The organism is Geodermatophilus sp. DSM 45219, assembly GCF_900104025.1.
Taxonomy (GTDB): Bacteria; Actinomycetota; Actinomycetes; order Mycobacteriales; family Geodermatophilaceae; genus Geodermatophilus.
The window spans coordinates 188,408-214,237 of record NZ_FNIQ01000002.1; the positions used below are offsets into that span (position 1 = coordinate 188,408).

Below are 25,830 nucleotides of genomic sequence, written 5' to 3' on the forward strand. Positions count from 1 at the left end.
CGCCGGTCAGCCGCCGACCGCCACGGCGACCACACCGCGGCGCACCCGCTGCACCGCCGACCGGGCCGTGGTGGCCACCGGACCGTCGGCGACCTTGGCCAGCTGGTCGAGCAGGTCCAGCAGCTGGCGCGCCCACCGCACGAAGTCCCCGCCGGACAGCTCCGTGCCGGCCTGCTCGGCGCCGGCCAGGACCCGGTCCAGGCTCTGCCCGTCCGCCCAGCGGTAGGCCGCCCAGGCGAAGCCGAGGTCCAGGTCGCGGGTCGCCGGGACGCCGTGGTCGAGCTCGACGTCCTGCAGCCGCGAGCGGATCCGCCGCATCTCCCCGATCGCCGCGCCCACCGCGCCCGCGGGCACCGCCGGCTGCCCGGGCATCTCCCGGCGGGCCTCGAACACCAGCGTGGACACCGCCGCGGCGAGCTCGGCCGCGCCCAGCCCACGCCACACACCCGAGCGCAGGCACTCGGCCACCAGCAGGTCGGCCTCCGACCAGATCCGGGCCAGCCGCCGTCCCTCGTCGGTGGCCACCGGGGCGACGTCGGCCACCTCGTGGTCGACGGGGTCCGCGCCCTCGACCACCGGCGGCGCCGCCGGGTCGGGCACCAGGTAGCCCAGCTCCTCGAGCACGTCGCAGGTGCGGTCGAACTGGCGGGTCAGCGAACCGGTGCGCTCGGCCATCCGCCGGTGGGTGGCCTCGGCCTCCCGGACCGCGCGCAGGTACCGCTCGGCGGCCCGCACCCGCTCCTCCCGGTCGGGCAGCGCGTGCACCGGGTGGGCCCGCAGCGCGCGGCGCAGGTCGTCGAGCACCGGGTCGTCGGCGGCCGCGGAGCGCTGCTTGACCCGCCGGGCGCCGAGGTCGTTCTCGACGCGGGCGTTGCGCAGCGTGGCGGCCAGGTCGCGGCGGGCGTGCGGGCTGCGGTGGTTGAAGTTCTTCGGCACCCGGACCCGGGCCAGCGCGGTGACCGGCGTCGGGAAGTCGACGGTGCCCAGCCGGCCGGCCCACTTGTCCTCGGTGAGCACCAGGGGGCGGGGCTCGGCCAGGTCGGTCACCCCGGGGTCGAGGACGACGGCCAGCCCCTGCCGCCGTCCCGACGGCACCCGGATGACGTCACCGGGCCGCAGCGCGGCCAGCGCGTCGGAGGCCTCCAGCCGCCGCTTGGCCGCCGAGTCGCGGTTCAGCTCCTTCTCCCGGTCGGAGACGTCCTGGCGCAGCCGCGCGTACCCCGCCACGTCGACGCCCTCGGCGTGCATCTCCTCGGCCCAGCGCTCGGCGTCCCGCTCGTGCCGCGCCGCGGAGCGGGCCAGCCCGACGACCGAGCGGTCGGCCTGGAACTGGGCGAAGGAGGAGCCCAGCAGCTCGCGGGCGCGGGCCCGGCCGAAGGAGCTGACCAGGTTGACGGCCATGTTGTAGCTGGGCCGGAACGACGACTTCAGCGGGTAGGTGCGGGTGCTGGCCAGCCCGGCGACGACCGAGGGGTCCATGCCCGGCGCCCAGACGACGACGGCGTGCCCCTCGACGTCGATGCCGCGCCGCCCGGCCCGGCCGGTCAGCTGGGTGTACTCCCCCGGGGTGACGTCGACGTGCGCCTCGCCGTTCCACTTGACCAGCCGCTCCAGGACGACGGTCCGCGCCGGCATGTTGATCCCCAGCGCCAGGGTCTCGGTGGCGAACACCGCCTTGACCAGGCCGCGGACGAAGCACTCCTCGACGGTCTCCTTGAACGCCGGGACCAGGCCGGCGTGGTGCGCGGCGATGCCGGCCAGCAGCCCCTCGCGCCACTCCCAGAAGCCGAGGACGTGCAGGTCCTCCTCCGGCAGCGACCCGGTGCGCTCGTCGATGATCGCGGCGATCTCGGCGCGCTCGTGCTCGTCGGTCAGCCGCATCCCCGACCGCAGGCACTGGTCCACCGCGGCGTCGCAGCCGTTGCGGCTGAACACGAACGTGATCGCCGGCAGCAGCCCGGATCGGTCCAGCCGCTCGATGACGTCCGGCCGCGCCGGCGGCTTGTAGCGCGGCTTGTGCCAGTCCCGCTCGCGGCGCGAGCCGCCGTTGCCACCGCCCCAGGTGTCCAGCCGCCGCTCGTGCTCGCGCACGTACCGGACCAGCTCCGGGTCCACGACGCTGGCGCCCCGCTCCCGGGTGGACAGGGTGCGGGCGCTCTCGCCCTGCTCGGCGGCGTGCGCGGCCGGGCGCAGGCTGAACAGGTCGAACACCCTGTTGCCGACCAGCATGTGCTGCCACAGCGGGATCGGGCGGACCTCGCTGACGACCACCTTCGTGTGGCCGCGGACCGTGACCAGCCAGTCGGCGAACTCCTCGGCGTTGCTGACCGTCGCCGACAGCGACACCAGGGTCACCGACTGCGGGAGGTGGATGATCACCTCCTCCCACACCGCGCCGCGGAAGCGGTCGGCGAGGTAGTGCACCTCGTCCATCACGACGTAGCCCAGGCCGTCGATCGCCGGGGAGTCCGCGTAGAGCATGTTGCGCAGCACCTCGGTGGTCATCACGACCACGGGCGCGTCGCCGTTGATGGCGTTGTCACCGGTCAGCAGGCCGACCCTGGCCTCGCCGTAGCGGTCGACCAGGTCGTTGTACTTCTGGTTGGACAGCGCCTTGATCGGCGTCGTGTAGAACGCCTTGCGCCCCTCGGTCAGCGCCTTGTGGACGGCGAACTCCCCCACCACCGTCTTGCCCGCCCCCGTCGGCGCGCAGACCAGGACGCCGGCGCCCTCGTCGAGCGCCTCGCACGCCTCCACCTGGAACGGGTCGAGGGAGAAGCCGAGCTCCGAGGTGAAGTCGGCCAGCGCAGGGTGGGCGGTGCGCCGCCGGGCAGCCGCGTAGCGCTCAGCGGGGCTGGACATAGCTCCACGTTAGGCGCGTCTTCGTCTTGTGGCGCGGTCAGCCGGATTGGCAGGCCTGTTGGGGATAACGACAGTACGGGTGACAGCCGGTGATCAGCTCAGCTGATCGTCGCCGGTCCTGGCTCACCACTGGTGCTGAGCCAGGACGCCCGCCGGTGATCTCAGCTGATCACCGGCGGGCCGGCGTCAGCGGCCGGTGCCGACCACGGTGAGCGCGCCCGGCACGCAGACGCTGGTGGCCGGCAGCGGCGCGACCGGCTCCCCGTCGGCGTAGGCGGTGAGCCCCTGCCCCGCCAGCCCGACCCGTCGGGCGCGGTGCACGGTGACCGCGGGGTGCTCGACGTGCGTGCCGGCGGTCAGCCGCGAGCGGGTGCGCACCAGCTCCCGGCGGCTGACCGGCCCGACGACGGTGACGTCGAAGACCCCGTCGGCGGGGTCGGCGGCCGGGCAGACCCGCATGCCGCCGCCGTACCAGGAGGTGTTGCCGACCGCGACCAGCCTGACCGGGAGGGTCCGCTCCGCCCCGTCGAGGACGACGGTGAGCTCGCGCGGCCGCAGCCGGGCGAGCTCGGCGAGGACCGCGACGTCGTAGCGCCGCGGCCCGCGCGGCCAGCGCAACCGGTTGGCCCGGTCGGTCACGGCGGAGTCGAAGCCGCAGCACAGCACGGTGGCCCACCAGCGGTCCCCGGTGCGGCCGGCGTCGACGGCCCGCGTCTGCCCCGCCCGCAGGTCCTCGGCGGCGGCCCGTGCCGCGGCGACCGGGTCGGCCGGCACACCCAGGGCGAGGGCCAGGTCGTTGCCGGTCCCGGCGGGGACGACGGCCAGCGGGACCCCCGTGCCGGCGACCGCCTGCAGGCCGGCGTGCGCCGCGCCGTCCCCACCGATCGCGACGACTGCGCCGGTGCCGGCGGCGACCGCCGCGGTGGCCTCCCGCTCGGCGGCCGCGCGCGTGCCCGCGGGCAGCACCCGTGGGCGCAGACCGCCGGCGCGCAGCGTGCCGAGCACGGCGGCCGCGGCGGCGCCGGCGCGTCCCCGCCCCGCGGCGGGGCTGACCAGGACGGCGACCTCGACGCGGGCTCTCAGCGCCGGGTGTGCGCCGGGCCGTCGAGCGGCGCGGCCCGGGCCTCCGCGGCGGGGTCCTCCCGGCGCAGGTCGTCGTACGGCGTGGGCGCGACGTCGAGCGCGGACGGCTCCGCGTCCAGCCGGGACGGCGCCGCGTCCAGCGGCGAGGCCTCGTCGTCCCCCAGCCCGTGGAAGTGCTGGACGGCGTCCCGCTTGGCCCGCCGCCGGTCGACGAACCGGGCGACCTGGATGGCCAGCTCGAACAGCACGATCATCGGCCCGGCCATGAGCAGCATGGTGAACGGGTCCTGTGTGGGGGTGACGAACGCGGCGAAGACGACGGTGAGGAAGAAGATCCACCGCCGGGCCCCGCTCAGCGTCTGGTAGCTCAGGACGCCGACCAGGTTGAGCGCCACCGCCACCAGCGGCACCTCGAAGCTCACCCCGAACGCCACGAGCAGGGAGAGCATGAAGCCGATGTACTCCGGTGCGGTGAGCGCGATGACCGTGCCCTCGCCGGCCAGGCCGAGCAGCAGCTCCAGCCCTGCCGACAGCGAGACGTAGGCCAGCACCGCGCCCAGGGCGAACAGCGTGGTGGAGACCAGCACGAAGCCGACGCCGTAGCGCTTCTCGTTGCGCTTGAGCCCCGGGGTGACGAACGCCCACAGCTGGTAGAGCCAGATCGGCGCGGACAGCACGGCGCCGGCCAGCAGGCTGACCTTGATCCGGATGAAGACCCCGCCGAAGACGTCGGTGATCAGCAGCCCGCAGCCGCCGTCTGCCTGCCCGTCGTAGCGCAGGTCCGCGGGCAGCCCGCAGTACGGCGCCCGGATGAAGTCCCCCAGGCCGTGCTCGTACCACCAGAAGGCGACGGCCGTGGCGACCAGCAGGGCGATGAGCGCCTTGCCGATCCGGTTGCGCAGCTCGGTGAGGTGCGCGACCAGCGTCATCGTCGCGGCCGGGTCGCGCGGCGCTCGGCGCCGGCGCAGGCCGGACCGGCGGGCGTGCTCGCTCATGGTGCTGCCGGGGGTGGGGGTCAGCGGGTGCTGTCGGCCGGACCGGTCTGGGTGGCGCGGGCGCGCAGCTCGGCGGCCCGGGCCTCCGCGGCCCGCGCCTCGGCCTCGAGCGCCTCGCGCTCGCGGTCGGCGGCGGGAGCAGGCGGGAGCACCTCACCGCGGACCGGGGAGGTCTTGGCGGCGTCCTTGGTGCGGACGTCGTCGTCCTTCATGCCCTTCATCTCGCCCTTGAAGATCCGCAGCGAGCGGCCCAGCGAGCGCGAGGCGTCCGGCAGCTTCTTGTAACCGAAGAGCAGCAGGATCGCCAGCAGGATGAGGCCGATCTCCAGCGGTCCGAGGTTGGGCATGGCTGGTCCTCCGTAGGTGGGTGGCGTCGTCGATGCTACGTGCCCCGCGGGCGCCTGCCGCCCCCAAGACGAGGGGGGTCAGGAGGAGGGCTGCTGCACCTGGCCGGCGCGGGCGGCGGTGGCCTGGGCCTCGGTGAGCAGCGGGCGGACCTCCCGCTCCAGCGCCGTGAGCTCCCGGCGCAGCCGCCCGCCCGCACCGAGCAGCCCGTGCACCAGCGCACCCAGCACGACCAGTGCCAGCACGGCGACGGCGATCCACACGACGGTCAGCAGCACGGGAGGGACCCTAGTCGGCGGAGGTGGCCGGGAGCTGTCCGTCGGCTGGATAGCGGGTGAGCGCGGCGCGGGCGTCCGCGGCGACGGCCGCGGCCAGCTCGGCGGGCTCCTCGACGGTGGCCGCCCCACCGAGGGAGGCGACCAGGCGCTTGGCCCACGCCACGTCGGCGGTGCGGACGGCGACGGCGAGCCCGCCGTCCTCGAGCTCGCGCACGTCCTCGACCGGGTAGTACTCGGCGACCCAGCGGGCGGTGCGGGCCAGCCGCAGCCGGACGACGGGCGAGCCGGGCCCGGGCTGGTAGAGCCCGGCGTCGACGTCGCGCAGGGGCACGCCGGGCGGCGGGGACGACGGCTCGTCGAGGACCCGCACGTCGTCGACCCGGTCGAGCCGGAACAGCCGGACGCCGGCGACCTCGCGGGACCACGCCTCGAGGTACCAGCGGCCGTCGACCAGCAGCAGCCGCAGCGGGTCGACGGTGCGCTCGGTGCGCTCGTCGCGGGTGGGCACGTAGTAGGTGAGGTGCAGCGCCCGGCCGCGCTCCAGCCCCTCCCGGACGACGGCCAGCGCCTGCTCCTTGGCGTCGACCGACAGCGCCACCGGGGTGACCCGCTCGGCGGCGTGCCCGGCGGCGGCGGAGACCTTGGCCAGCGCGCGGCTGACCGCCTCCCGCTCGGCGAGGCCGGGCAGCTCCACCAGCGCGCGCAGCGCGACGACCAGGGCGACCGCCTCGTCGGTGGTCAGCCGCAGCGGGCGGACCATGCCGGCGGTGAAGGTGACCCGCACGCGGTCGCCCTCGAAGGCCAGGTCGATGAGGTCCCCGGGCCCGTAGCCGGGCAGCCCGCACATCCACAGCAGCTCCATGTCCCGGCGCAGCTGCCGCTCGGGGACGCCGAAGTCGCGGGCCACCTCGGCCAGCGGCACCCCCTCGGGGCGGGCGGTGAGGTACGGGACGAGCGACAGCAGCCGGGTCATCCGCTCGGTGGTCGTGGGCGCGCTCACGCCGTCTCCCCCGACGGCGCCATCGCCGCGAGCCGGGTCAGTCGCTCGACGACCGCCCGGCGCACCGCTGCCGGCGCCTCCACGACGACGTCGGCGCCGTAGGAGGCGATCTCGCCGGCCAGCCGCGCCGGCTCGGTGGTGCGCAGCTCCAGCCGGTCGTCCCCGTCCTCGGCCGGGCCGAGCGGGACGGCGTGCCGGCGCAGCCCGACCGCGGTGCCGGGGCGGGCGCGCACGACCACGAGCTGCTCCTCCCCCCGGGCCTGCCCGGCGACCATCGCCGCGAGGTCGACGTCCTCCGGCGGCTCGAACGCACCCGCCGGGCCGCTCGCCCTCGGCGTCCCGACGACGCGGGAGAGCCGGAACACCCGGGGCGCCTGGCGGTCGAGGTCCAGCCCGCCGAGGTACCAGCGCCCGTGCCAGGCGACGACGCCCCACGGCTGCACACGGCGGCGGGTGGGGGCGTCCTCGTCGGGACGGCGGTAGTCGAAGGTGAGCACCCGTCGGTCGCGGGCCGCGGCGTAGCAGGGCTCGAAGGCCGGCTCGTCGGAGTCCAGCCGCGGGCGCAGCGGGATCGCCCGGGAGGTGTCGACGTCCACCCCGGCGGCCTTGAGCTTCACCAGCGCGCTCTGCGCGGCGCCGGCCAGCTGCGCGGACTCCCACAGCCGCAGCGCCAGGCCGACCGCGGCGGCCTCCTCGCCGGTGAGGGTGATCTCGGGCAGCTCGTAGTCGGCGCGGGCGATGCGGTAGCCGTCCTCGGTGTCGAAGACGCTGGTGCGGCCGGTCTCCAGCGGGACGCCCATCTCGCGCAGCTCGGCCTTGTCCCGCTCGAACATCCGCTTGAACGCCTCGTCGGCGCGGGCGGTGCCGTCGTCGGGCTCGTAGCCGGGGACGGTGGCCCGGATCTTCGCCGCGGTCACGTACTGCCGGGTGCCGAGCAGGGCGATGACCAGGTTCACCAGTCGCTCCGCCCGCTTCGCCGCCACGCGTCCAGACTAGACAAAGGACCCCCTGCCCCCGCTGCTCGCACGCTCGCAGCGGGACCCTGCAGGGGGCCACCGAGGAGCGTGGGGGGCACCGGGGTCCTTACGCTGCCCGCGTGGGGGAACCAGGCTCGAGGACTCAGCGGATCCGGTGGCGCCGTGGGACGGTGACCGCCCTCGGCCGCGCCTGGCGGGACGCGCAGGAGCTCACCGCGGAGGTGGCCGGCGACGGCGAGGTGCGGGCTCTGGCGCACCCCTCGCTGGTCGGCGTCCCGGAGGTCGGCGACACCGTCCTGCTCAACACCACGGCCTGGGCGCAGCGGCTGGGCACCGGGGGCTACGCGCTCGTCGTCGCCGTCCCCGACCGGCTGCCGCCGGACCCGACCGGCCCCGGGCACCTGGTCAAGGCCCGGTACACCCCGCTGCAGGTGAGCGTCCAGGGCGTCGACGAGCAGGACACCGAGCACCACCGCACGATCGCCGAGGCCGAGGACCTCGCCGGGATGCCGGTCGTCGTCGCCGACCTGCACTCCGCGCTGCCGGCCGCGCTCATCGGCGTGCTGGCCACCGACCCCGACCTCCGGGTCGCCTACGTCATGACCGACGGCGGCGCGCTGGTCGCCGGCTTCTCCCGCACGCTGTCCTCGCTCGCGCCGTCGCTGGCCGGGGTGGTGACCGTGGGCCAGGCGTTCGGGGGCGACCTGGAGGCGGTCACCCTGCACACCGGGCTGCTGGCCGCCAAGCACGTGCTGGGCGCCGACGTGGCGATCATCAGCCAGGGACCGGGCAACCTGGGCACCGGGACGTCGTGGGGCTTCTCCGGGGTGGCCGCGGGCGAGGCGTGCAACGCGGTGACGGTGCTCGGCGGGGAGCCGGTCGGGGCGCTGCGCATCTCCGACGCCGATCCGCGCCCGCGCCACCGCGGGGTGTCGCACCACTCGCTGACCGCCTTCGGCCGGGTGGCGCTCGGCGGGGTGACGCTGGTGGCGCCGCGCGGGCTGGGCTCCGAGCTGGGCAGCCAGGTCGAGGAGGACCTCGCTGGCCAGCCGCAGCGCAACCAGGTGGTGTGGATGGACGTCGACGGTCTCGAGGAGGCGCTGGGCCTGTCGCCCGTGCCGCTGTCGACGATGGGCCGCGGCTTCCCGGAGGAGCGCGCCTACTTCCTCGCCGCGGCCGCCGCCGGCCGCTACGCCGCCCTGCAGGTGCCCCTGGACTGATCGTCGGCCTACCGGCCGACAACGCGGCCAGGTGCCGTCCCCCTGCTGCGCTGAGCCCTGCCGTCGCACTCCGTCGGGGAGCCTCCGGCCCCCTCGCCGCAGCACGACCCCTCGCAGAGCGCGCCGCGGCGAGGGGCTCACATGCTGGCGATGAGCTTGTCCACGCGCTCGTCGACGGCCTTGAACGGGTCCTTGCACAGCACGGTGCGCTGGGCCTGGTCGTTGAGCTTGAGGTGCACCCAGTCGACGGTGAAGTCGCGGCGCTTCTCCTGGGCCTTGCGGATGAACTCCCCGCGCAGCCGCGCCCGGGTGGTCTGCGGCGGCACGTTCTTGGCCTCGAACACCCGCGGCTCGTGCGCCACCCGGTCGACCTGGTTGTTGCGCTCGAGCAGGTAGTACAGGCCCCGCTTGCGGCTGATGTCGTGGTAGGCGAGGTCCATCTGGGCGATCCGCGGGGAGCTCATCGGCAGGTCCCGCTTGGCCCGGTAGCGCTCGATGAGCTGGTACTTCGTGGCCCAGTCGATCTCCCGCTCGATGAGCGAGAGATCACCGGTGTCGACGGCCTTGAGCACCCGGCCCCACAGTTCGAGCATCTGCCGGTGCACCGGGCCGAAGCCCTCGCGGTCGACGAACTCCGCGGCCCGGGAGTGGTACTCGCCCTGGATCTCCAGCGCCGACATCTCCTTGCCGTTGGCCAGCCGCACCTTGCGCCGTCCGGTCATGTCGTGGCTGATCTCGCGGATGGCCCGGATCGGGTTCTCCAGCGTCATGTCCCGGATCGGCACGCCGGCCTCGATCATCCGCAGCACCAGGTCGGTGACGGCGACCTTGAGCAGCGTCGTCGTCTCGTTCATGTTCGAGTCGCCGACGATCACGTGCAGCCGCCGGTAGCGCTCGGCGTCGGCGTGCGGCTCGTCGCGGGTGTTGATGATGGGCCGCGAGCGGGTGGTCGCCGAGGAGACGCCCTCCCAGATGTGCTCGGCACGCTGGCTGAGGCAGTAGATCGCCCCGCGCGGGGTCTGCAGCACCTTGCCGGCGCCGACGACGATCTGCCGGCTGACCAGGAACGGGATGAGGACGTCGGCCAGCCGGCTGAACTCGCCGTGCCGGCCGACCAGGTAGTTCTCGTGGCAGCCGTAGCTGTTGCCGGCGGAGTCGGTGTTGTTCTTGAACAGGTAGATGTCGCCCGTGACGCCCTCCTCGGCCAGCCGCTGCTCGGCGTCGACCAGCAGGCCCTCGAGGATCCGCTCCCCGGCCTTGTCGTGGACGACGAGCTCGCTCAGGTCGTCGCACTCGGCGGTGGCGTACTCCGGGTGGCTGCCCACGTCGAGGTACAGGCGGGAGCCGTTGCGCAGGAAGACGTTGGAGCTGCGCCCCCACGACACCACGCGGCGGAACAGGTATCGGGCGACCTCGTCCGGGGACAACCGGCGCTGGCCGCGGAAGGTGCACGTGACGCCGTACTCGGTCTCGATGCCGAAGATCCGTCGTTCCACGCACCGACTCTAGGCGCCGATGGCGACAGGGGGCGCCCGGCGCGCACGCCCCGGCGGGCCCATCGCCTCAGGAGCGGGACGGCGGACCCGGCCACCGGCGGTCGGCAGCGGCGTGACCGTGACCTGGTCAGGTCGTCGCACGCGGTGCCGCAGGGGTGACGCCGTCCGGCCCGACCGCCGGGTGCCGAACGCGGGTCGCCCGTCAGGTCGCCGGGGACTCTCCCCCGCTGCCCGCCGTCCCGCCGCTGTCCGGCGCGCTGGGCTCGCCGAGGCCGGCCGGGGTGCCCGGCTGCGGCACGCTCGGCGCGTGCGCGGCGGTGTGCGGCTCCTCGCCCTCGACGACCACACCGTCGGCCTGCTGCTCGAGCAGCGGGCGCAGCGCGGCACCGAGGAGCCGGCGGAAGGCGCGCTTGGGCCGCCGCCGGTCGAGCACGGCGACCTCGAGCTGCTCGGCCGACAGCAGCGCCGGGCCGCCGTTGCCGGAGCTGGTGGCGGGGCTGACCGCCGACAGCGCCTGGACGCCGACCCGCAACGCCTCGCCCAGCCCCATGCCGGGCAGGAAGTGCTCGCGCAGGTTGGCGCTGACCACGTCGGCCTGACCGCCCATGACGACGAAGTCCGGCTCGTCGACGACCGAGCCGTCGAAGGTGAGCCGGTAGAGCTGGTCGGTCTCCGGGGTCTCACCGACCTCGGCGACGCAGAGCTCGACCTCGAAGGGCTTGCTCTGCTGGGTGAAGATCTCACCGAGGGTCTGCGCGTAGGCGTTGGCGATGACCCGGCCGGTGACGTCGCGGCGGTTGTAGCTGTAACCGCGGACGTCGGCCAGCCGGACGCCGGCCACCCGCAGGCTCTCGAACTCGCTGTAGCGGCCGACGGCGGCGAAGCCGATCCGGTCGTAGAGCTCGCCGACCTTGTGCAACGTGGAGCTGGGGTTCTCGGCGATGAACAGCACGCCGTCGGCGTAGGTGACGACGGCGACGCTGCGGCCGCGTGAGATGCCCTTGCGGGCGTACTCCGAGCGGTCCCGCATGATCTGCTCGGGCGTGGCGTAGTACGGCATCGTCATGGCGTCAGCCCTGCCCGTCCGCGGCGGCCCGCTCGTCGGTGATGTCGGAGGCTACGGCGGCGACCTCGTCGTCGGTCAGCCGGACCGCGCCCTCGGCGTCCACCCGGTAGACGATCGGGTACAGCCGGCGCACCGGGTCGGGCCCACCGGTGGCGGAGTCGTCGTCGGCGGCGTCGTAGAGCGCCTCGACCAGGCTGCGCGTGGCGACCTCCGCCGACAGGTTCGGCCGCCAGGTCTTCTTCAGCGAGCCGCGGGCGAACAGCGAGCCGGAGCCGACGGCGGAGTAACCGCGCTCCTCGTAGTTCCCGCCGGTGACGTCGTAGCTGAAGATCCGCCCCGGGGCGGATCCGGGAGCGGCGTCGAGGTCGAACCCGGCGAACAGCGGGACGACGGCCAGGCCCTGCAGCGCGGCGCCGAGGTTGCCGCGGATCATCTGGGCCAGCCGGTTGGCCTTGCCGTCGAGGGAGAGCGTGAGGCCCTCGATCTTCTCGTAGTGCTCGAGCTCGACCTGGTAGAGCCGGACCATCTCGATGGCGATGCCGGCCGCGCCCGCGATGCCGATGACCGACCAGGTGTCGGCCGGGTAGACCTTCTCGATGTCGCGGCTGGAGATCAGGTTGCCCATGGTGGCCCGCCGGTCGCCGCCCATGAGGACACCGCCGTCGTAGGAGAGCGCGACGATCGTGGTGCCGTGCGGCGTGATGTCACCGACCGGCAGCTGCGGGACCGGCCGGCGGCCCGGCAGCAGGTCCGGGGCCGCGGTCGCCAGGAAGTCGGTGAACGAGGAACCCACCCGGTCCAGGTAGGCGGGCGGGAACCCGCTCCGGCCAGCCGAATACTCGCTCACCCATCCGCCTCTCTCGCCGCCGGGAAACCAGCGGCTTCGCTCGATCGACGCCTCACCGACGACCCTCTGCGGGCTCGTCAGGACGTCGTCACGACCCTACCGGCGGGCCGTCGGACGGGCGCTCGGAGCCAGGACTGCCCACGAACGACTGCTGGATCCGGGCGAGGAGCTGACGCTCGCGATGGGCGTCGACGTACAAGGCCGCCGTGTGCAGCAAGCCCGGATCGTCGCGGAAGAGCCCCAGTCCGTGGTTGCACCGCTGACACAGCAACTGCCTCGTCGCACCGGTCTCGTGGTCGTGGTCCAGGTGCTGGGCCGGATCGCCGCAGATGGCACAGCGGCCGTCCTGGGCCGCTCGCATGCCGGCCACCTCGGCTTTGCTCAGCTTGTACTTGCGGTAGAAGTAGCCAGCCGAGTTGGCCGCGCGATCACACGCGCGGCAGCGTGAGCCGAATCCGGAGACAATCCTGGCGTTCCGCGTGTAGTCCTCGTGCGCGACCGGCTGCTCGCACGACGGGCACCAGCGGAACCCCTCCGGGATCCACGAGTGGTCCCGGACCTCCCTGCCCAAGGACCGACGGCGGTCGCGGTACCAGGCCCTGTTGCGCGCACGGTTACAGGCCAGACAGTAGAAGGACAGCCCGTCCGTCAGCGTGCGGTTACGACCGAACTCTGTGGCCGGCTTTTCCTCTCCGCACGACGGACACTGCTTGGTCACTACGCAGCGCAATCAGAAAATCACTCTCCGCCCTTCTGTACGTAGCTCCGAACGAACTCTTCCGAGTTCTCCTCGAGCACCTCGTCGATCTCGTCGAGGATGGAGTCGAGGTCCTCGGTGACCTCCTTGTGCCGCTCGGCGACCTCGGCGTCGACCGACGCCTCGACCTCCTCGGTCTCCTCCCGCGTGCGCGTCGAGCGCTGCTGACCGCCGCTGTCCCTCGTGGCCATGGGTTCCTCCCGGTGCAGGTCGTGGCTGGTGCCTGTTGCTGAAGTTACCCGCGGGGTGCGACGTTCGGAGGTCGACCGACCGGGGGTCAGCCGCCGGTGATCGTGTCGACCAGTTCCTGGGCCGAGGACGTCGACTCGAACAGCTCGCCCACGTGGTCGCGGGTACCGCGCAGCGGCTCCATCGTCGGGATGCGGACCAGGTTCTCCCGGCCGAGGTCGAACACCACCGAGTCCCACGACGCCGCGGCCACCTGGGCCGGGTAGCGGCGCAGGCACTCACCGCGGAAGAACGCCCGGGTGTCGGCCGGCGGGCGCACCATCGCGCGCGTCACCTCGTCGTCGGTGAGCAACCGCTGCATCGAGCCGCGGGACACCAGCCGGTGGTAGAGCCCCTTCTCCGGCCGCACGTCGGAGTACTGCAGGTCGACCAGGCGCAGCCGCGAGTCGCCCCAGGCCAGGTCGTCGCGCGAGCGGTAGCCCTCCAGCAGCCGCAGCTTCGCCGGCCAGTCCAGCCGGTCGGCACAGCGCATCGGGTCGTCGGCGAGGTCCTCGAGCACCTCGGCCCACCGGCGCAGCACGTCGGCGGTCTGCCCGTCGTCGTCCCCGCGGTGGTCGACGTGCCGCTGGGCCATCTCCAGGTAGGTCTGCTGCACCTCCAGCGCGGTCATCCGCCGCCCGTCGCGCAGCTTCACCTTGTGGGTCAGCGACGGGTCGTGGCTGATCGCCTGCAGTTCGGCCACCGGCTCCTCGAGGGCGAGGTCGCGGGTGAGGGTGCGCGCCTCGATCATGTCCAGGACCAGCGCCGTCGTCCCGACCTTGAGGTAGGTCGACAGCTCGGCGAGGTTCGCGTCGCCGATGATCACGTGCAGCCGGCGGTACTTGTCGGCGTCGGCGTGCGGCTCGTCGCGGGTGTTGATGATCGGCCGTTTGAGCGTGGTCTCCAGGCCCACCTCGACCTCGAAGAAGTCCGCGCGCTGGGACAGCTGGAAGCCCTGCGTGCGGCTCTCCGTGCCGATGCCCACCCGCCCGGACCCGGCGACCACCTGCCGCGTGACGAAGAACGGGATCAGCCCGCGGATGATGTCCAGGAACGGGGTGCGCCGGTCCATCAGGTAGTTCTCGTGGGCACCGTAGGAGGCGCCCTTGCCGTCGGTGTTGTTCTTGTACAGCTGGATCGGCTGGGTGCCCGGGACGCGCGCGGCCCGCCGGGCCGCCTCGGCCATCACCTGCTCCCCCGCCTTGTCCCACAGGACGACGTCGCGCGGGTTGGTGACCTCCGGCGTCGAGTACTCGGGGTGCGCGTGGTCGACGTAGAGGCGGGCCCCGTTGGTGAGGATGACGTTGGCCATCCCCGAGTCCTCCTCCAGGTCGTTGTGGTCCAGCGCCTGGGCCGGGGAGAGGTCGAACCCGCGGGCGTCGCGCAGCGGCGACTCCTCCTCGAAGTCCCACCGGGGCCGGCGCGGTGTCGGAGCCTCGGCGACCGCCCACGCGTTCACGACCTGGCTCGACAGCGTCGTCGGGTTCGCCGTCGGCTGCCCGGGCACCGAGATGCCGTACTCGACCTCGGTGCCCATGACCCGCCGCGCGCTCATGCCGCCACCCTAGGCGCCCGTGGCGACACCGTCCGGGCACGGGCAACCGGCCGCCGGCCGCGCGTCCGACCTGCCGACGGCGGACGGCCCGGCCCCCGCCGTCGCGGGAACCGGGCCGTCGCCTGACGTGCCGGAGCGGCCCTCCTGCAGGGCCCCGCCGCGAGCCTGCGGACGGTGGGGGCAGGAGGGTCCTCCTAGAGGTACTGCCCGGTGTTGGTCGCGGTGTCGATGGCACGGCCGGACTCGGTGCCCTTGCCGCTGATGAGCGTGCGGATGTAGACGATCCGCTCGCCCTTCTTGCCCGAGATCCGCGCCCAGTCGTCGGGGTTGGTGGTGTTGGGCAGGTCCTCGTTCTCCTTGAACTCGTCGAGGCACGCCTGCATCAGGTGCCCGACCCGCAGGCCGCCTGCACCGGTCTCCAGCCGCTCCTTGATCGCCATCTTCTTGGCGCGGTCGACGATGTTCTGCAGCATCGCGCCGGAGTTGAAGTCCTTGAAGTACAGGACCTCCTTGTCACCGTTGGCGTAGGTCACCTCGAGGAAGCGGTTCTCCTCGCTCTCGGTGTACATCCGCTCGACGGTCCGCTGGATCATCCCGCCGACGGTGGCCTCGCGGCTGTTGCCGTGCTCGGCGAGGTCGTCGGGGTGCAGCGGCAGCGTGGTGGTCAGGTACTTGCTGAAGATGTCGCGGGCGGCCTCCGCATCCGGCCGCTCGATCTTGATCTTCACGTCGAGGCGGCCCGGCCGCAGGATCGCCGGGTCGATCATGTCCTCGCGGTTGGAGGCGCCGATGACGATGACGTTCTCCAGCCCCTCCACGCCGTCGATCTCGCTGAGCAGCTGCGGCACGATCGTCGACTCGACGTCGGAGGACACGCCCGACCCGCGGGTGCGGAAGATCGAGTCCATCTCGTCGAAGAACACGATGACCGGCGTGCCCTCGCTGGCCTTCTCCCGCGCCCGCTGGAAGACCAGCCGGATGTGCCGCTCGGTCTCGCCGACGTACTTGTTGAGCAGCTCGGGGCCCTTGATGTTGAGGAAGTAGGACTTCGCCTGCCCCTCCCCCTTCACCGCGGCGACCTTCTTGGCCAGCGAGTTCGCCACCGCCTTGGCGATCAGCGTCTTGCCGCAGCCGGGCGGGCCGTACAGCAGGATGCCCTTGGGCGGGCGCAGCTCGTACTCGCGGAACAGGTCCGCGTGCAGGAACGGCAGCTCGACCGCGTCGCGGATCTGCTCGATCTGCCGGGACAGGCCGCCGATGTCGCCGTAGTCGATGTCGGGGACCTCCTCCAGCACGAGCTCCTCGACCTCGCTCTTGGGGATCCGCTCGTAGACGTAGCCCGAGCGGGTCTCCAGCAGCAGCGAGTCGCCGCTGCGCAGCGGCTGGTCGGTCAGGGAGTCGGCGAGGTGGACCACGCGCTCCTCGTCGGTGTGCCCGATGACCAGCGCGCGGGGGGCCTCCCCCTCGACCGGCTCGAGCAGCTCCTTGAGCATGACGACGTCCCCGGCGCGCTCGAAGCCGCACGCCTCGACGACGTTCATCGCCTCGTTGAGCATGACTTCCTGGCCGTGCTGGAGGCCGTCGGCCTCCACGGCCGGGGAGACCGAGACGCGCAGCTTGCGGCCGCCGGTGAAGACGTCGACCGTGCCGTCGTCGTGACGGGTGAGGAAGACGCCGTAGCCGGACGGCGGCTGGCCGAGCCGGTCCACCTCCTCCTTGAGCGTGACCAGCTGGTCACGCGCGTCGCGCAACGTGGTGGCGAGCTTGTCGTTGCGGTCGGAGAGGAAGGCCGCTCGGCCCTCCGCCTCCGCCACGCGCTCCTCCAGCACCCGCAGCTGGCGGGGGCTCTCCGCCACCTTGCGGCGCAGCAGGCCGATCTCCTCCTCCAGGTAGGAGATCTGGCTGAGCAGCGCCGTCACGTCACGCTCGCGCCGCGCTCTGAACTCGTCGGGACCATTGCCAAGACCGGGGCCCATCGCGCACCTCCGACACATCGGGAGAGCCAGGACGCAAATCTATACACGCCCGGCGACAGCGTGCCCGGGGCTCGCTGTAGGAGGACCCCCTGCCGGACGGGACCCTCAGTGCTTCTGTGCCCGGCGCTGGCGCACCGGGGGCACCACGCCCTCGGCCAGGCGCCGGGCGGTGACCAGGAACGCCGTGTGGGCGACCATCCGGTGCTCGGGGCGGACGGCCAGCCCCACCGCGTGCCAGGGCCGCAGCAGGGTCTCCCAGGCGTGCGGCTCGGTCCACACGCCCTGGGCGCGCAGCGCCTCCACGTAGGTGGACAGCTGGGTGGTCGTGGCCACGTACCCGACGAGCACGCCACCGGGGCGCAGCGCGGCGGCGACGGTGGGCAGCACCGCCCACGGCTCGAGCATGTCCAGGACGACGCGGTCGACGACCTCCTCGGCCGGGTGCTGGTCCAGGTCCCCCAGCCGCAGCGACCAGGCGGCCGGCACCTCGCCGAAGAAGGCCCCCACGTTCGCGCGGGCGACGTCGGCGAAGTCCTCCCGGCGCTCGTAGCTGGTGACGCTGCCGTGCTCCCCCACCGCGCGCAGCAGCGAGCAGGTCAGCGCGCCGGACCCGGCGCCGGCCTCGAGCACCCGCATGCCCGGGCCGATGTCCCCGAAGCCGACGATCTGGGCTGCGTCCTTGGGGTAGATGACCTGCGCGCCGCGGGGCATGGAGAGCACGAAGTCGGCCAGCAGCGGCCGGAACGCCAGGTAGCCGGTGTTCGCCGTCGAGTGGACGACGGAGCCCTCGGGGGCGCCGATGAGCTCGTCGTGCGCGATCGCGCCGCGGTGGGTGTGGAACTGCTTGCCCGGCTCCAGGACGACGGTGTGCAGCCGGCCCTTGGGGTCGGTGAGCTGCACCCGGTCGCCGGCGACGAAGGCGCCCGCCACCGGCTCCGCGGCCTCGGGCGTGTCGTCGATGGTCTCGGCGGTCTGCTGCTGCTCGTCCACGGGCCGCCAGCCTACGGAGGGGCCCGGAGCGGCCCGGCGCGCGCTCTCGGATCTGTCGGTGCCCGCGCCTAGCCTCGTGGACGTGACGACGATGGTGCAGACCGGGCAGCCCGCGGACGCGGCTGCCTCTTCCCCGGACGCTCCCGTCGCCGACACGGGGACGGCCGAGGGGCGGACGCCGCGCCGCCCCTCGCTGTCCCCGAGCCGGGCGGCCGACTTCAAGACCTGTCCGCTGCTCTACCGCTTCCGCACGATCGACCGGCTGCCCGAGCGCAAGAGCCTGGCCGCCGTGCGCGGCACGCTGGTGCACTCGGTGCTCGAGCGCCTCTACGACCTGCCCGCCCGCGAGCGCACCGCCGACGCGGCCCGCGAGCTGGTCGCCCCGGCGTGGGAGGAGCTGCGGGCCGACCCGGAGGTCGCCGCGCTGTTCGCCGAGGGCGGCGCGGCCGACGGCGCGCCGGCCGAGCAGCCGACGGAGGCCCCCTCGCTGGAGGCGTGGCTGGCCTCGGCCGGCAAGCTCGTGGACAACTACTTCTCCCTCGAGGACCCGTCGCGCATCGAGCCGCACGGGCGGGAGGAGCTGGTCGAGGTCACGCTGCCCGACGGGCTGCTGCTGCGCGGCTACGTCGACCGGCTCGACGTCGCGCCCAACGGGGCGCTGCGGGTGGTGGACTACAAGACCGGGTCCGTGCCGCGGGAGGCCTTCGAGGGCAAGGCCCTGTTCCAGATGAAGTTCTACGCGCTGGTGCTGTGGCGCACCCGCGGCGTGGTGGCCAGCCAGCTCAAGCTGCTCTACCTCGGCAACGGCGACGCGCTGACCTACTCACCCGACGAGGCCGAGCTGGTCCGCTTCGAGCGCACCCTGCAGGCGATCTGGGCGGCGATCGAGCGGGCGGTCGCGACCGGCGACTTCCGGCCCAACCGCACCCGGCTGTGCGACTGGTGCGACCACCAGGCGCTGTGCCCGTCCTTCGGCGGCACGCCGCCGCCCTTCCCGGCCGAGGCCGCGGCCGCCGCCGGGTGGCCGGCGCTGCCGATCGTCGAGCGCGCCTGAGGAAGGCCCCTGCTCCCCAGCTCGCGGCGGTGCCCTGCAGGGGGCCACGCCTCCGCAGGCTGGGGAGGGTGCCACGGGACCTGGACCGGCCGGGTCCGCCCGCGGGAGCATCGCCCATGCGCGGATACCGGGCCCCGCGGGCCTTCGACGGTGAGCGCTTCCTCCCCGGTGGGGCGCTGGTGCTGGTCGAGGGCCGCACGATCGTCGGCGTCGAGCCCGCCACGACCGCCGTCCCCGACGGCTGCCCGGTCACCGACGTCCCGGACGGCACACTGCTGCCCGGCCTGATCGACACCCACGTGCACCTGTGCGGGGACGGCGGCCCGCAGGCGCTGGAGCAGATCCCGGAGCTGGACTCCGGGCAGCTCGACGCGATCATCACCGCCGCCGAGCGGGAGACGCTGCGCGCGGGCGTCACCACCGTCCGCGACCTCGGCGACCACCGCGGGACGGTGCTGGACCGCGCGGGGCGGGCCGGCGAGCGGCCGACCGTCGTCGCCGCCGGCCCGCCGCTCACCTCACCGGGCGGGCACTGCTGGTCGATGGGCGGCGAGACGACCGGGGTGGACGCGCTGCGCCGCGCCGTCCGCGAGCGGGCCGAGCGGGGCGCGGGCGTGGTGAAGGTGATGGCCAGCGGCGGCGTCCTCACCCCCGGCACCGACCTCACCGCCTGCCAGTTCACGCTCGAGGAGCTGCGCGCGGTCGTCGACGAGGCGCACCGGCTCGGGCTGCCGGTGACCGCGCACGCGCACGGCCTGGCGGCGGTCGAGCGCAGTGTCGCGGCGGGCGTCGACGGCATCGAGCACTGCAGCTGCCTGACCGGTTCCGGCGTCCACCTGCCCGCCGGGCTGGGCGCCGCGCTGGCCGCCGCCGGCATCGACGTCTGCCCGACCGTGGGGTTCCTGCCGGGCGTGGACCCGCCGCCGCACGTGCGAGCGCGGATGGCCGCGGTCGGCGCGACCATCGAGGACCACCTGCCGCACGTGGCGGCCCTGCACCGGGCGGGCGTTGCCCTGCTGGCGGGCACCGACGGCGGGATCGGCCCGGCCAAGCGGCACGGGCAGGTGGCGTACGCGGTGGCCGACCTGGTCACCGCCTGCGGGGTGCCGCTCGCCGAGGCGCTGACCGCGGCGACGGCCCGGTCGGCGCGCGCGTGCGGGCTGGGCGAGCGGACGGGACGGCTGGCAGCCGGGTACGACGCCGACCTGCTGGTGGCCGACGGAGACGTCACCGTCGACGTCAGCGGCCTGCAGCGGCCGCGCGTGGTCGTCGCCCGCGGCCGGGAGGTGCGGCTCTAGGCCCGCGCGTCCACCGCCGGGCGGGCGGCGAGCACCGCGTGCAGCTCGGCCAGGTCCACGCCGACGAGGGTGTCCCGCAGCACCAGGCCGGGTGCCGGCGGGAGCGGCTGCAGGGACGGCACGCCGAGCACGGCGGCCCCGGCGGCCAGGCCTGCGGTCGAGCCGGCCACCGAGTCCTCCAGCACCACGCAGCCGGACGCCTCCACGCCCAGCTCGTCCATCGCCTGCAGGTAGGGCGCGGGGTCCGGCTTGCGGGCGGGGACCTCGTCACCGCAGACGGTGGCGTCGAACGGCGGGACGTCGGGGAACGCGCGGCCGATGGCGCCGAGCACGATGTCGGCCAGCCGGCGCGGCGTGGTGGTCACGAGCGCGGTCGGGACGGCGGCGTGCCGCACCTCGCTGAGCAGCTCGCGGGCGCCGGGGCGCCAGTGGATCTCCCCGGCGAGCAGCTCGGCGGTGCGGTCCTCCACCCAGCGGGCGTCCGCCAGGAACTGCTCCTCGCTGCGCCGCACCCCGATGTCGGCGTAGAGGACGTCGAGCGCCGTCCGCATGCTCGTGCCGACGGTCTGCTCCCGCGCGGCCTCGGACATCTCACCGCCCAGCTCCCGGGCGAGGGCGAACATCGCCTCGCCCCAGTACTGCTCGGTCTCGACGAGGGTGCCGTCCATGTCGCACAGCACGGCCTGCAGCCGCTCGCCGCTCGGTCCGCTGGTCTCCGGGATGCCCACTGGATCCACGGTACGGCGCGGCCGGGGCCCGGGCCGGTCCCCGGGCGGGCTCCCGGCGTGACGGTCACCGCACCCGGCGACGTGCTGGAAGGGCCTCCCTGCGGCCCGGCCCCGTCCCGGGGCCCGAACGGCCCCCTTGCAGGGTCCCGCCGCGAGCCTGCGAGTGGCGGGGGGCAAGGGAGTCCTTTCGGGGGTCCTCCTACTTCACTCGTCGTCGGTGCGATACCCGAGGTTCGGGGACAGCCACCGCTCGGCCTCGGCGAGCGTCCAGCCCTTGCGCCGGGCGTAGTCCTCGACCTGGTCGCGGCCGACGCGGCCGAGCACGAAGTACCGCGACCGCGGGTGGGCGAAGTACAGCCCGCTCACCGCGGCGCCGGGCCACATGGCCATGCTCTCGGTGAGCGTGATGCCGGTGGTCGCCTCGACGTCGAGCAGCTCCCAGATGGTCTGCTTCTCGGTGTGCTCCGGGCATGCCGGGTAGCCCGGCGCCGGGCGGATGCCGGTGTACTTCTCGGCGATCAGCGCGTCGTTGTCCAGGTGCTCGTCGACGGCGTAGCCCCAGAACTCCCGGCGCACCCGCTCGTGCAGCCGCTCGGCGAACGCCTCGGCCAGCCGGTCGGCCAGCGCCTCGAGCAGGATCGCGTTGTAGTCGTCGTGGGCGGCCTTGAACGCCGCGACCCGCTCGGCCGAGCCGAGGCCCGCGGTGACGGCGAACGCGCCCACGTAGTCGCGCAGCCCGGTCTCCCGGGGCGCCACGAAGTCCGCCAGCGACTTGCGCGGCGAGCCGTCGCGGCCCTGGGTCTGCTGGCGCAGCTGGTGCAGCGTCGTCCGGACGGCGGTGCGCGACTCGTCGGTGTAGACCTCGATGTCCTCGCCGTCCACCCGGTTGGCCGGGAACAGCCCGAACACGCCGTTCGCCGTGAGCCACTTCTCGCCGACGATCCGGTCGAGCATCGCCTGCGCGTCCTCGTACAGCCGCCGCGCGGCCTCGCCGGTCGCCGGGTTGTGCAGGATGTCGGGGAACCGGCCGCGCATCTCCCAGGCGTTGAAGAACGGCTGCCAGTCGACGTACGGGCGCAGCTCTTCCAGCGGGTAGTCCTCGAACACCCTCGTGAACTGGGTGGCCCGCCCGTGCAGGTGGTCGCAGTCGGCGCCCGAGCACACGTCCCGGGCCTGCTGCAGCAGCATCCGCGGCCGCGGCGGCAGGTAGTCGCTCCAGTCGACCGGCAGCGCCGCGGCGCGGGCGTCGTCCAGCGGCAGCAGCGCGCGGGTGTCCCGGCGGGCCTCGTGCCGCTCGCGGAGCCCGGCGTACTCGGTCTGCACGTCGGCCAGCAGCCTGGGCCGCTGCTCGTTGCTCAGCAGCGCGGCCACGACCGGCACCGAGCGGGAGGCGTCCTTCACCCAGATCACCGGGCCGTGGTAGCGCGGGGCCACCTTGACCGCGGTGTGCGCGCGCGAGGTCGTCGCCCCGCCGATGAGCAGCGGGATGTCGAAGCCCTGCCGCTCCATCTCGGCGGCCAGGTTGCTCATCTCGTCCAGCGACGGGGTGATCAGCCCGGACAGGCCGATGACGTCGGCGCCCTCGGCCTTGGCGGCGTCCAGGACCTTCTGCGCCGGCACCATGACGCCGAGGTCGACGACGTCGTAGTTGTTGCACTGCAGGACGACGCCGACGATGTTCTTGCCGATGTCGTGGACGTCGCCCTTCACGGTGGCCATCACGACCTTGCCGTTGCTGCGCTCGACGTCCCCGGGCTGCTTCTCCGCCTCGATGAACGGGATGAGGTGGGCGACGGCCTTCTTCATCACGCGGGCGGACTTGACCACCTGCGGCAGGAACATCTTCCCGGCGCCGAACAGGTCGCCGACGACGTTCATCCCGCTCATGAGCGGGCCCTCGATCACCTCGATCGGCCGGCCGCCGCGCTCGGCGATCTGCGCCCGCAGCTCCTCGGTGTCGGCCTCGACGAACTCGTCGATGCCCTTCACCAGGGCGTGGGTGATGCGCTCCCCGACCGGCAGCGCCCGCCACTCCTCGGAGGCGACCTCCTGCTGGGCGCCACTGGCGGCGTACTCGCCGGCGATCTCCAGCAGCCGCTCGGTGGCGTCGGGGCGGCGGTTGAGGACGACGTCCTCGATCCGCTCGCGCAGCCGCTCGGGCACCTCGTCGTAGACCTCCAGGGCCCCGGCGTTGACGATGCCCATGTCCATGCCGGCAGTGACCGCGTGGTACAGGAACACCGCGTGGATGGCCTCGCGCACGCGGTTGTTGCCGCGGAAGGAGAACGACACGTTCGACACGCCGCCCGACACCAGCGCGCCGGGCAGGTTCTCCTTGATCCAGCGGGTGGCCTCGATGAAATCCAGCCCGTAGTTCGCGTGCTCCTCGATGCCCGTGGCGACGGCGAAGACGTTGGGGTCGAAGATGACGTCCTCGGCCGGGAACCCGACCTGCTCGACGAGGATGTCGTAGGCCCGCCGGCAGATCTCCTGGCGCCGCTGCAGCGAGTCGGCCTGGCCCTGCTCGTCGAAGGCCATGACGACGACCGCCGCGCCGTGCTTGCGGCACAGCCGCGCCTGCTGGACGAACTCCTCCTCCCCCGCCTTGAGGGAGATGGAGTTGACGATCGACTTGCCCTGCACGCACTTGAGGCCGGCCTCGATGACCTCCCACTTGGAGGAGTCGACCATCACCGGCACGCGGCAGATGTCGGGCTCGGCGGCGACCAGCTTGAGGAAGCGGTCCATCGCCTCGACGCCGTCGATCATCCCCTCGTCCATGTTGACGTCGATGACCTGGGCGCCGGCCTCCACCTGCTGGCGGGCGACGGCGAGGGCCGTCGGGTAGTCGCCGGCGCGGATGAGGTTGCGGAAGCGGGCCGAGCCGGTGATGTTGGTCCGCTCGCCGACGTTGACGAACAGCGAGTCCTCGTCGACGACCAGCGGCTCCAGGCCGGACAGCCGCAGCGCCGGGCGCGCCCGGGGCGGCGTGCGCGGGGCCCGGCCCTCGACGGCCGCGGCGATCGCGGCGATGTGCGCCGGCGTCGTCCCGCAGCAGCCGCCGACCAGGTTGACGAAGCCGGCGTCGGCGAACTCGGCGAGCACGGCCGCGGTCTCCTCGGGCGACTCGTCGTACTCGCCGAAGGCGTTGGGCAGGCCGGCGTTCGGGTAGCAGGAGACGTGGGTGTCGGCGACCCGCGCCAGCTCGGCGAGGTAGGGCCGCATCTCCCCGGCGCCCAGTGCGCAGTTCAGCCCGACCAGCAGCGGGCGCACGTGCCGGATCGAGTACCAGAACGCCTCGGTGACCTGTCCGGACAGCGTGCGGCCGGACGCGTCGGTGATGGTGCCGGAGACCATCACCGGCCAGCGCCGGCCGCGCTGCTCGAACAGCGTCTCGAGCGCGAAGACCGCCGCCTTGGCGTTCAGCGTGTCGAAGATCGTCTCGATGAGCAGGACGTCGGCGCCGCCGTCCACCAGCCCGTCGGCCTGCTCGAGGTAGGCCTCGACCAGCTCGTCGTAGCCGACGTTGCGGGCGCCGGGGTCGTTGACGTCCGGGGAGATCGACGCCGTCCGGCTGGTGGGGCCCAGCGCGCCGACGACGTAGCGCGGGCGGTGCGGCGTCCGCTCGGTCATCGCGTCGGCCTCGGCGCGGGCCAGCCGCGCCGAGGCCACGTTGATCTCGTAGGCGAGGTCGGACATGCCGTAGTCGCGCAGCGAGATCGCCGTGGCGTTGAAGGTGTTGGTCTCGATGAGGTCCGCGCCGGCCTCGAGGTACTCGCGGTGGATGCCCGCGATGAGCGCCGGCTGGGTGATGCTCAGCAGGTCGTTGTTGCCCTGCACGTCGCTGGGCCAGTCGGCGAAGCGCTCGCCGCGGTAGCCCGCCTCGTCGGGCCGGTCGCGCTGGATCGCCGTCCCCATCGCGCCGTCGAGCACCAGGATCCGCTGGCCGAGCACGGCCGTGAGCTCGGCGGTCGCGTCCGGGCGGAGGGCGGGCGACACGCTGCGGGACGGCACCGGCCCAGGGTAGCGGCCGCAGAGGGGGCCGACCTCGCTCCGGTGAGGGAGTCCGGGGCGCCGTCCGGGCCGAGTGCCGCGGCCGGGGGTTCCGTTCGACGTAGGCTCGCAGGGGTGATCGACCCGAAGTCAACCCCTGAGGACCTGCCCCGGCTCGACGACCCGGTCGTGGTCGTCGCCTTCGAGGGCTGGAACGACGCCGGGGACGCCGCCACCGGGGCACTCGAGCACCTCGAGCTCATCTGGGACGCCACCCCGCTCGCCGCCCTGGACCCCGAGGACTACTACGACTTCCAGGTCAACCGGCCCACCGTCTCCCTGATCGGTGGGGTCAGCCGCCGCATCGAGTGGCCCACCACGCGGATCTCGGTCGCCCGGCCGCCGGGCTCCGGCCGCGACGTCGTCCTGATCCGCGGCATCGAGCCCAACATGCGCTGGCGCGGCTTCTGCCAGGAGCTCATCGAGCTGTGCCAGGAGCTCGACGCGCACACCGTCGTCGGCCTCGGCGCGCTGCTCGCCGACACCCCGCACACCCGGCCCACGCCGGTCTCGGGTTCGGCCTACGACGCGGAGTCCGCCGAGAAGTGGGGCCTGGAGACCTCGCGCTACGAGGGGCCCACCGGCATCCTCGGGGTCTTCCAGGACGCCTGCGTGCAGGCCGGGCTGCCGGCGATCAGCTTCTGGGCCGCCGTCCCGCACTACGTCTCCCAGCCCCCGTCCCCGCGGGCGACGGTCGCCCTGCTGCAGCGGGTCGAGGAGGTGCTCGAGATCGCCGTGCCGCTCGGCGCGCTGCCGCAGCAGGCCGAGGAGTGGGTGACCACCGTCGACGAGATGGCCAACGAGGACGCCGAGGTCGTCGAGTACGTGCGCTCGCTCGAGGAGCGGGCCACCGAGAGCGACCTGTCCGAGGCCAACGGCGACCAGATCGCCCGCGAGTTCGAGCGCTACCTGCGCCGCCGGGGCTCCTCCCCCAACTGATGGGGGACCCCGTCCTCCCCTCGCGAGCCCGGGACGGGGCCGCACGCCGCCCCGTGGCGAGATCGGTGGTCTCGTGGTGATCA

21 protein-coding genes are annotated in these 25,830 nt (G+C 73.8%); 4 read left to right on the top strand and 17 right to left on the bottom strand.

Annotation, left to right across the window (positions count from 1 at the left end; translation table 11 throughout):
* Window positions 1-6: 6 nt before the first annotated feature.
* From BLR12_RS05895 to BLR12_RS05925, 7 genes are all read right to left on the bottom strand, one after another.
* On the bottom strand, window positions 7-2,862 hold the full coding sequence (locus BLR12_RS05895; protein ID WP_091374864.1) for a DEAD/DEAH box helicase: 2,856 nt from the start codon (window positions 2,860-2,862) through the stop codon (window positions 7-9).
* 186 nt (window positions 2,863-3,048) lie between these two features.
* Window positions 3,049-3,945, bottom strand: coding sequence for a diacylglycerol kinase family protein (locus tag BLR12_RS05900; RefSeq protein ID WP_091376473.1), 897 nt, complete (start codon window positions 3,943-3,945; stop codon window positions 3,049-3,051).
* Entirely contained in the window at window positions 3,942-4,940 is a 999-nt protein-coding gene (gene tatC / locus BLR12_RS05905) for a twin-arginine translocase subunit TatC (protein ID WP_255363327.1), read from the bottom strand. Before tatC ends, BLR12_RS05900 begins: the two co-directional genes overlap by 4 nt.
* A 20-nt stretch (window positions 4,941-4,960) precedes the next feature.
* Entirely contained in the window at window positions 4,961-5,287 is a 327-nt protein-coding gene (gene tatA, locus BLR12_RS05910) for a Sec-independent protein translocase subunit TatA (RefSeq protein WP_091374867.1), read from the bottom strand.
* 78 nt (window positions 5,288-5,365) lie between these two features.
* Entirely contained in the window at window positions 5,366-5,563 is a 198-nt protein-coding gene (locus tag BLR12_RS05915; protein ID WP_091374870.1) for a hypothetical protein, read from the bottom strand.
* A gap of 10 nt (window positions 5,564-5,573) precedes the next feature.
* On the bottom strand, window positions 5,574-6,563 hold the full coding sequence (locus BLR12_RS05920; RefSeq protein WP_176832374.1) for a helix-turn-helix transcriptional regulator: 990 nt from the start codon (window positions 6,561-6,563) through the stop codon (window positions 5,574-5,576).
* On the bottom strand, window positions 6,560-7,546 hold the full coding sequence (locus tag BLR12_RS05925) for a helix-turn-helix transcriptional regulator (RefSeq protein WP_091374873.1): 987 nt from the start codon (window positions 7,544-7,546) through the stop codon (window positions 6,560-6,562). Before BLR12_RS05925 ends, BLR12_RS05920 begins: the two co-directional genes overlap by 4 nt.
* A 164-nt stretch (window positions 7,547-7,710) precedes the next feature.
* Here BLR12_RS05925 and BLR12_RS05930 point away from each other — a divergent pair, with 164 nt between their 5' ends.
* Window positions 7,711-8,760, top strand: coding sequence for a DUF3866 family protein (locus tag BLR12_RS05930; RefSeq protein ID WP_218120557.1), 1,050 nt, complete (start codon window positions 7,711-7,713; stop codon window positions 8,758-8,760).
* A gap of 137 nt (window positions 8,761-8,897) precedes the next feature.
* On the opposite strand, the gene pafA is transcribed toward BLR12_RS05930, so the two are convergent.
* The 8 genes from pafA to BLR12_RS05970 all read right to left on the bottom strand — a co-directional run bounded on the left by pafA (window position 8,898) and on the right by BLR12_RS05970 (window position 17,675).
* Window positions 8,898-10,256 carry a Pup--protein ligase gene (gene pafA, locus BLR12_RS05935; protein WP_091374879.1) on the bottom strand — a complete coding sequence of 453 codons (1,359 nt, stop codon included), beginning with the start codon at window positions 10,254-10,256 and terminating at the stop codon, window positions 8,898-8,900.
* Window positions 10,257-10,458: 202 nt separating this feature from the next.
* Complete coding sequence (prcA, locus tag BLR12_RS05940) at window positions 10,459-11,322, bottom strand: proteasome subunit alpha (protein WP_091374881.1); 864 nt, start codon at window positions 11,320-11,322, stop codon at window positions 10,459-10,461.
* A gap of 4 nt (window positions 11,323-11,326) precedes the next feature.
* Window positions 11,327-12,169 carry a proteasome subunit beta gene (gene prcB, locus BLR12_RS05945; RefSeq protein WP_176832375.1) on the bottom strand — a complete coding sequence of 281 codons (843 nt, stop codon included), beginning with the start codon at window positions 12,167-12,169 and terminating at the stop codon, window positions 11,327-11,329.
* Window positions 12,170-12,257: 88 nt separating this feature from the next.
* Entirely contained in the window at window positions 12,258-12,887 is a 630-nt protein-coding gene (locus tag BLR12_RS05950) for an endonuclease domain-containing protein (protein ID WP_091374884.1), read from the bottom strand.
* 20 nt (window positions 12,888-12,907) lie between these two features.
* Window positions 12,908-13,117 carry a ubiquitin-like protein Pup gene (locus tag BLR12_RS05955; protein WP_091374887.1) on the bottom strand — a complete coding sequence of 70 codons (210 nt, stop codon included), beginning with the start codon at window positions 13,115-13,117 and terminating at the stop codon, window positions 12,908-12,910.
* A gap of 86 nt (window positions 13,118-13,203) precedes the next feature.
* Window positions 13,204-14,709 (bottom strand): depupylase/deamidase Dop, encoded by a 1,506-nt coding sequence (gene dop, locus BLR12_RS05960; RefSeq protein ID WP_091374891.1) that lies wholly within the window; start codon window positions 14,707-14,709, stop codon window positions 13,204-13,206.
* A 194-nt stretch (window positions 14,710-14,903) separates the two neighbouring features.
* Complete coding sequence (gene arc, locus BLR12_RS05965; protein WP_255363328.1) at window positions 14,904-16,628, bottom strand: proteasome ATPase; 1,725 nt, start codon at window positions 16,626-16,628, stop codon at window positions 14,904-14,906.
* Window positions 16,629-16,790: 162 nt separating this feature from the next.
* On the bottom strand, window positions 16,791-17,675 hold the full coding sequence (locus tag BLR12_RS05970; protein ID WP_304440641.1) for a tRNA (adenine-N1)-methyltransferase: 885 nt from the start codon (window positions 17,673-17,675) through the stop codon (window positions 16,791-16,793).
* Window positions 17,676-17,766: 91 nt separating this feature from the next.
* On the opposite strand from BLR12_RS05970, the gene BLR12_RS05975 reads away from it, so the two are divergent.
* Together BLR12_RS05975 and BLR12_RS05980 are read left to right on the top strand one after the other, a co-directional pair.
* Window positions 17,767-18,729 (top strand): RecB family exonuclease, encoded by a 963-nt coding sequence (locus BLR12_RS05975; protein ID WP_091376487.1) that lies wholly within the window; start codon window positions 17,767-17,769, stop codon window positions 18,727-18,729.
* A gap of 116 nt (window positions 18,730-18,845) precedes the next feature.
* Entirely contained in the window at window positions 18,846-20,027 is a 1,182-nt protein-coding gene (locus BLR12_RS05980; protein WP_091374896.1) for an amidohydrolase family protein, read from the top strand.
* Here the strand turns inward: BLR12_RS05980 and BLR12_RS05985 are convergent.
* Both BLR12_RS05985 and metH read right to left on the bottom strand, forming a co-directional pair.
* Window positions 20,024-20,755, bottom strand: a complete 732-nt coding sequence (locus BLR12_RS05985) for an HAD family hydrolase (RefSeq protein WP_255363329.1) — start codon at window positions 20,753-20,755, stop codon at window positions 20,024-20,026. The genes BLR12_RS05980 and BLR12_RS05985 overlap by 4 nt on opposite strands.
* A 204-nt stretch (window positions 20,756-20,959) precedes the next feature.
* Window positions 20,960-24,769: a methionine synthase gene (metH, locus tag BLR12_RS05990; RefSeq protein ID WP_091374899.1), complete on the bottom strand. Its 3,810-nt coding sequence runs from the start codon at window positions 24,767-24,769 to the stop codon at window positions 20,960-20,962.
* Window positions 24,770-24,883: 114 nt separating this feature from the next.
* On the opposite strand from metH, the gene BLR12_RS05995 reads away from it, so the two are divergent.
* On the top strand, window positions 24,884-25,747 hold the full coding sequence (locus BLR12_RS05995) for a PAC2 family protein (RefSeq protein WP_091374902.1): 864 nt from the start codon (window positions 24,884-24,886) through the stop codon (window positions 25,745-25,747).
* Window positions 25,748-25,830 lie beyond the last annotated feature (83 nt).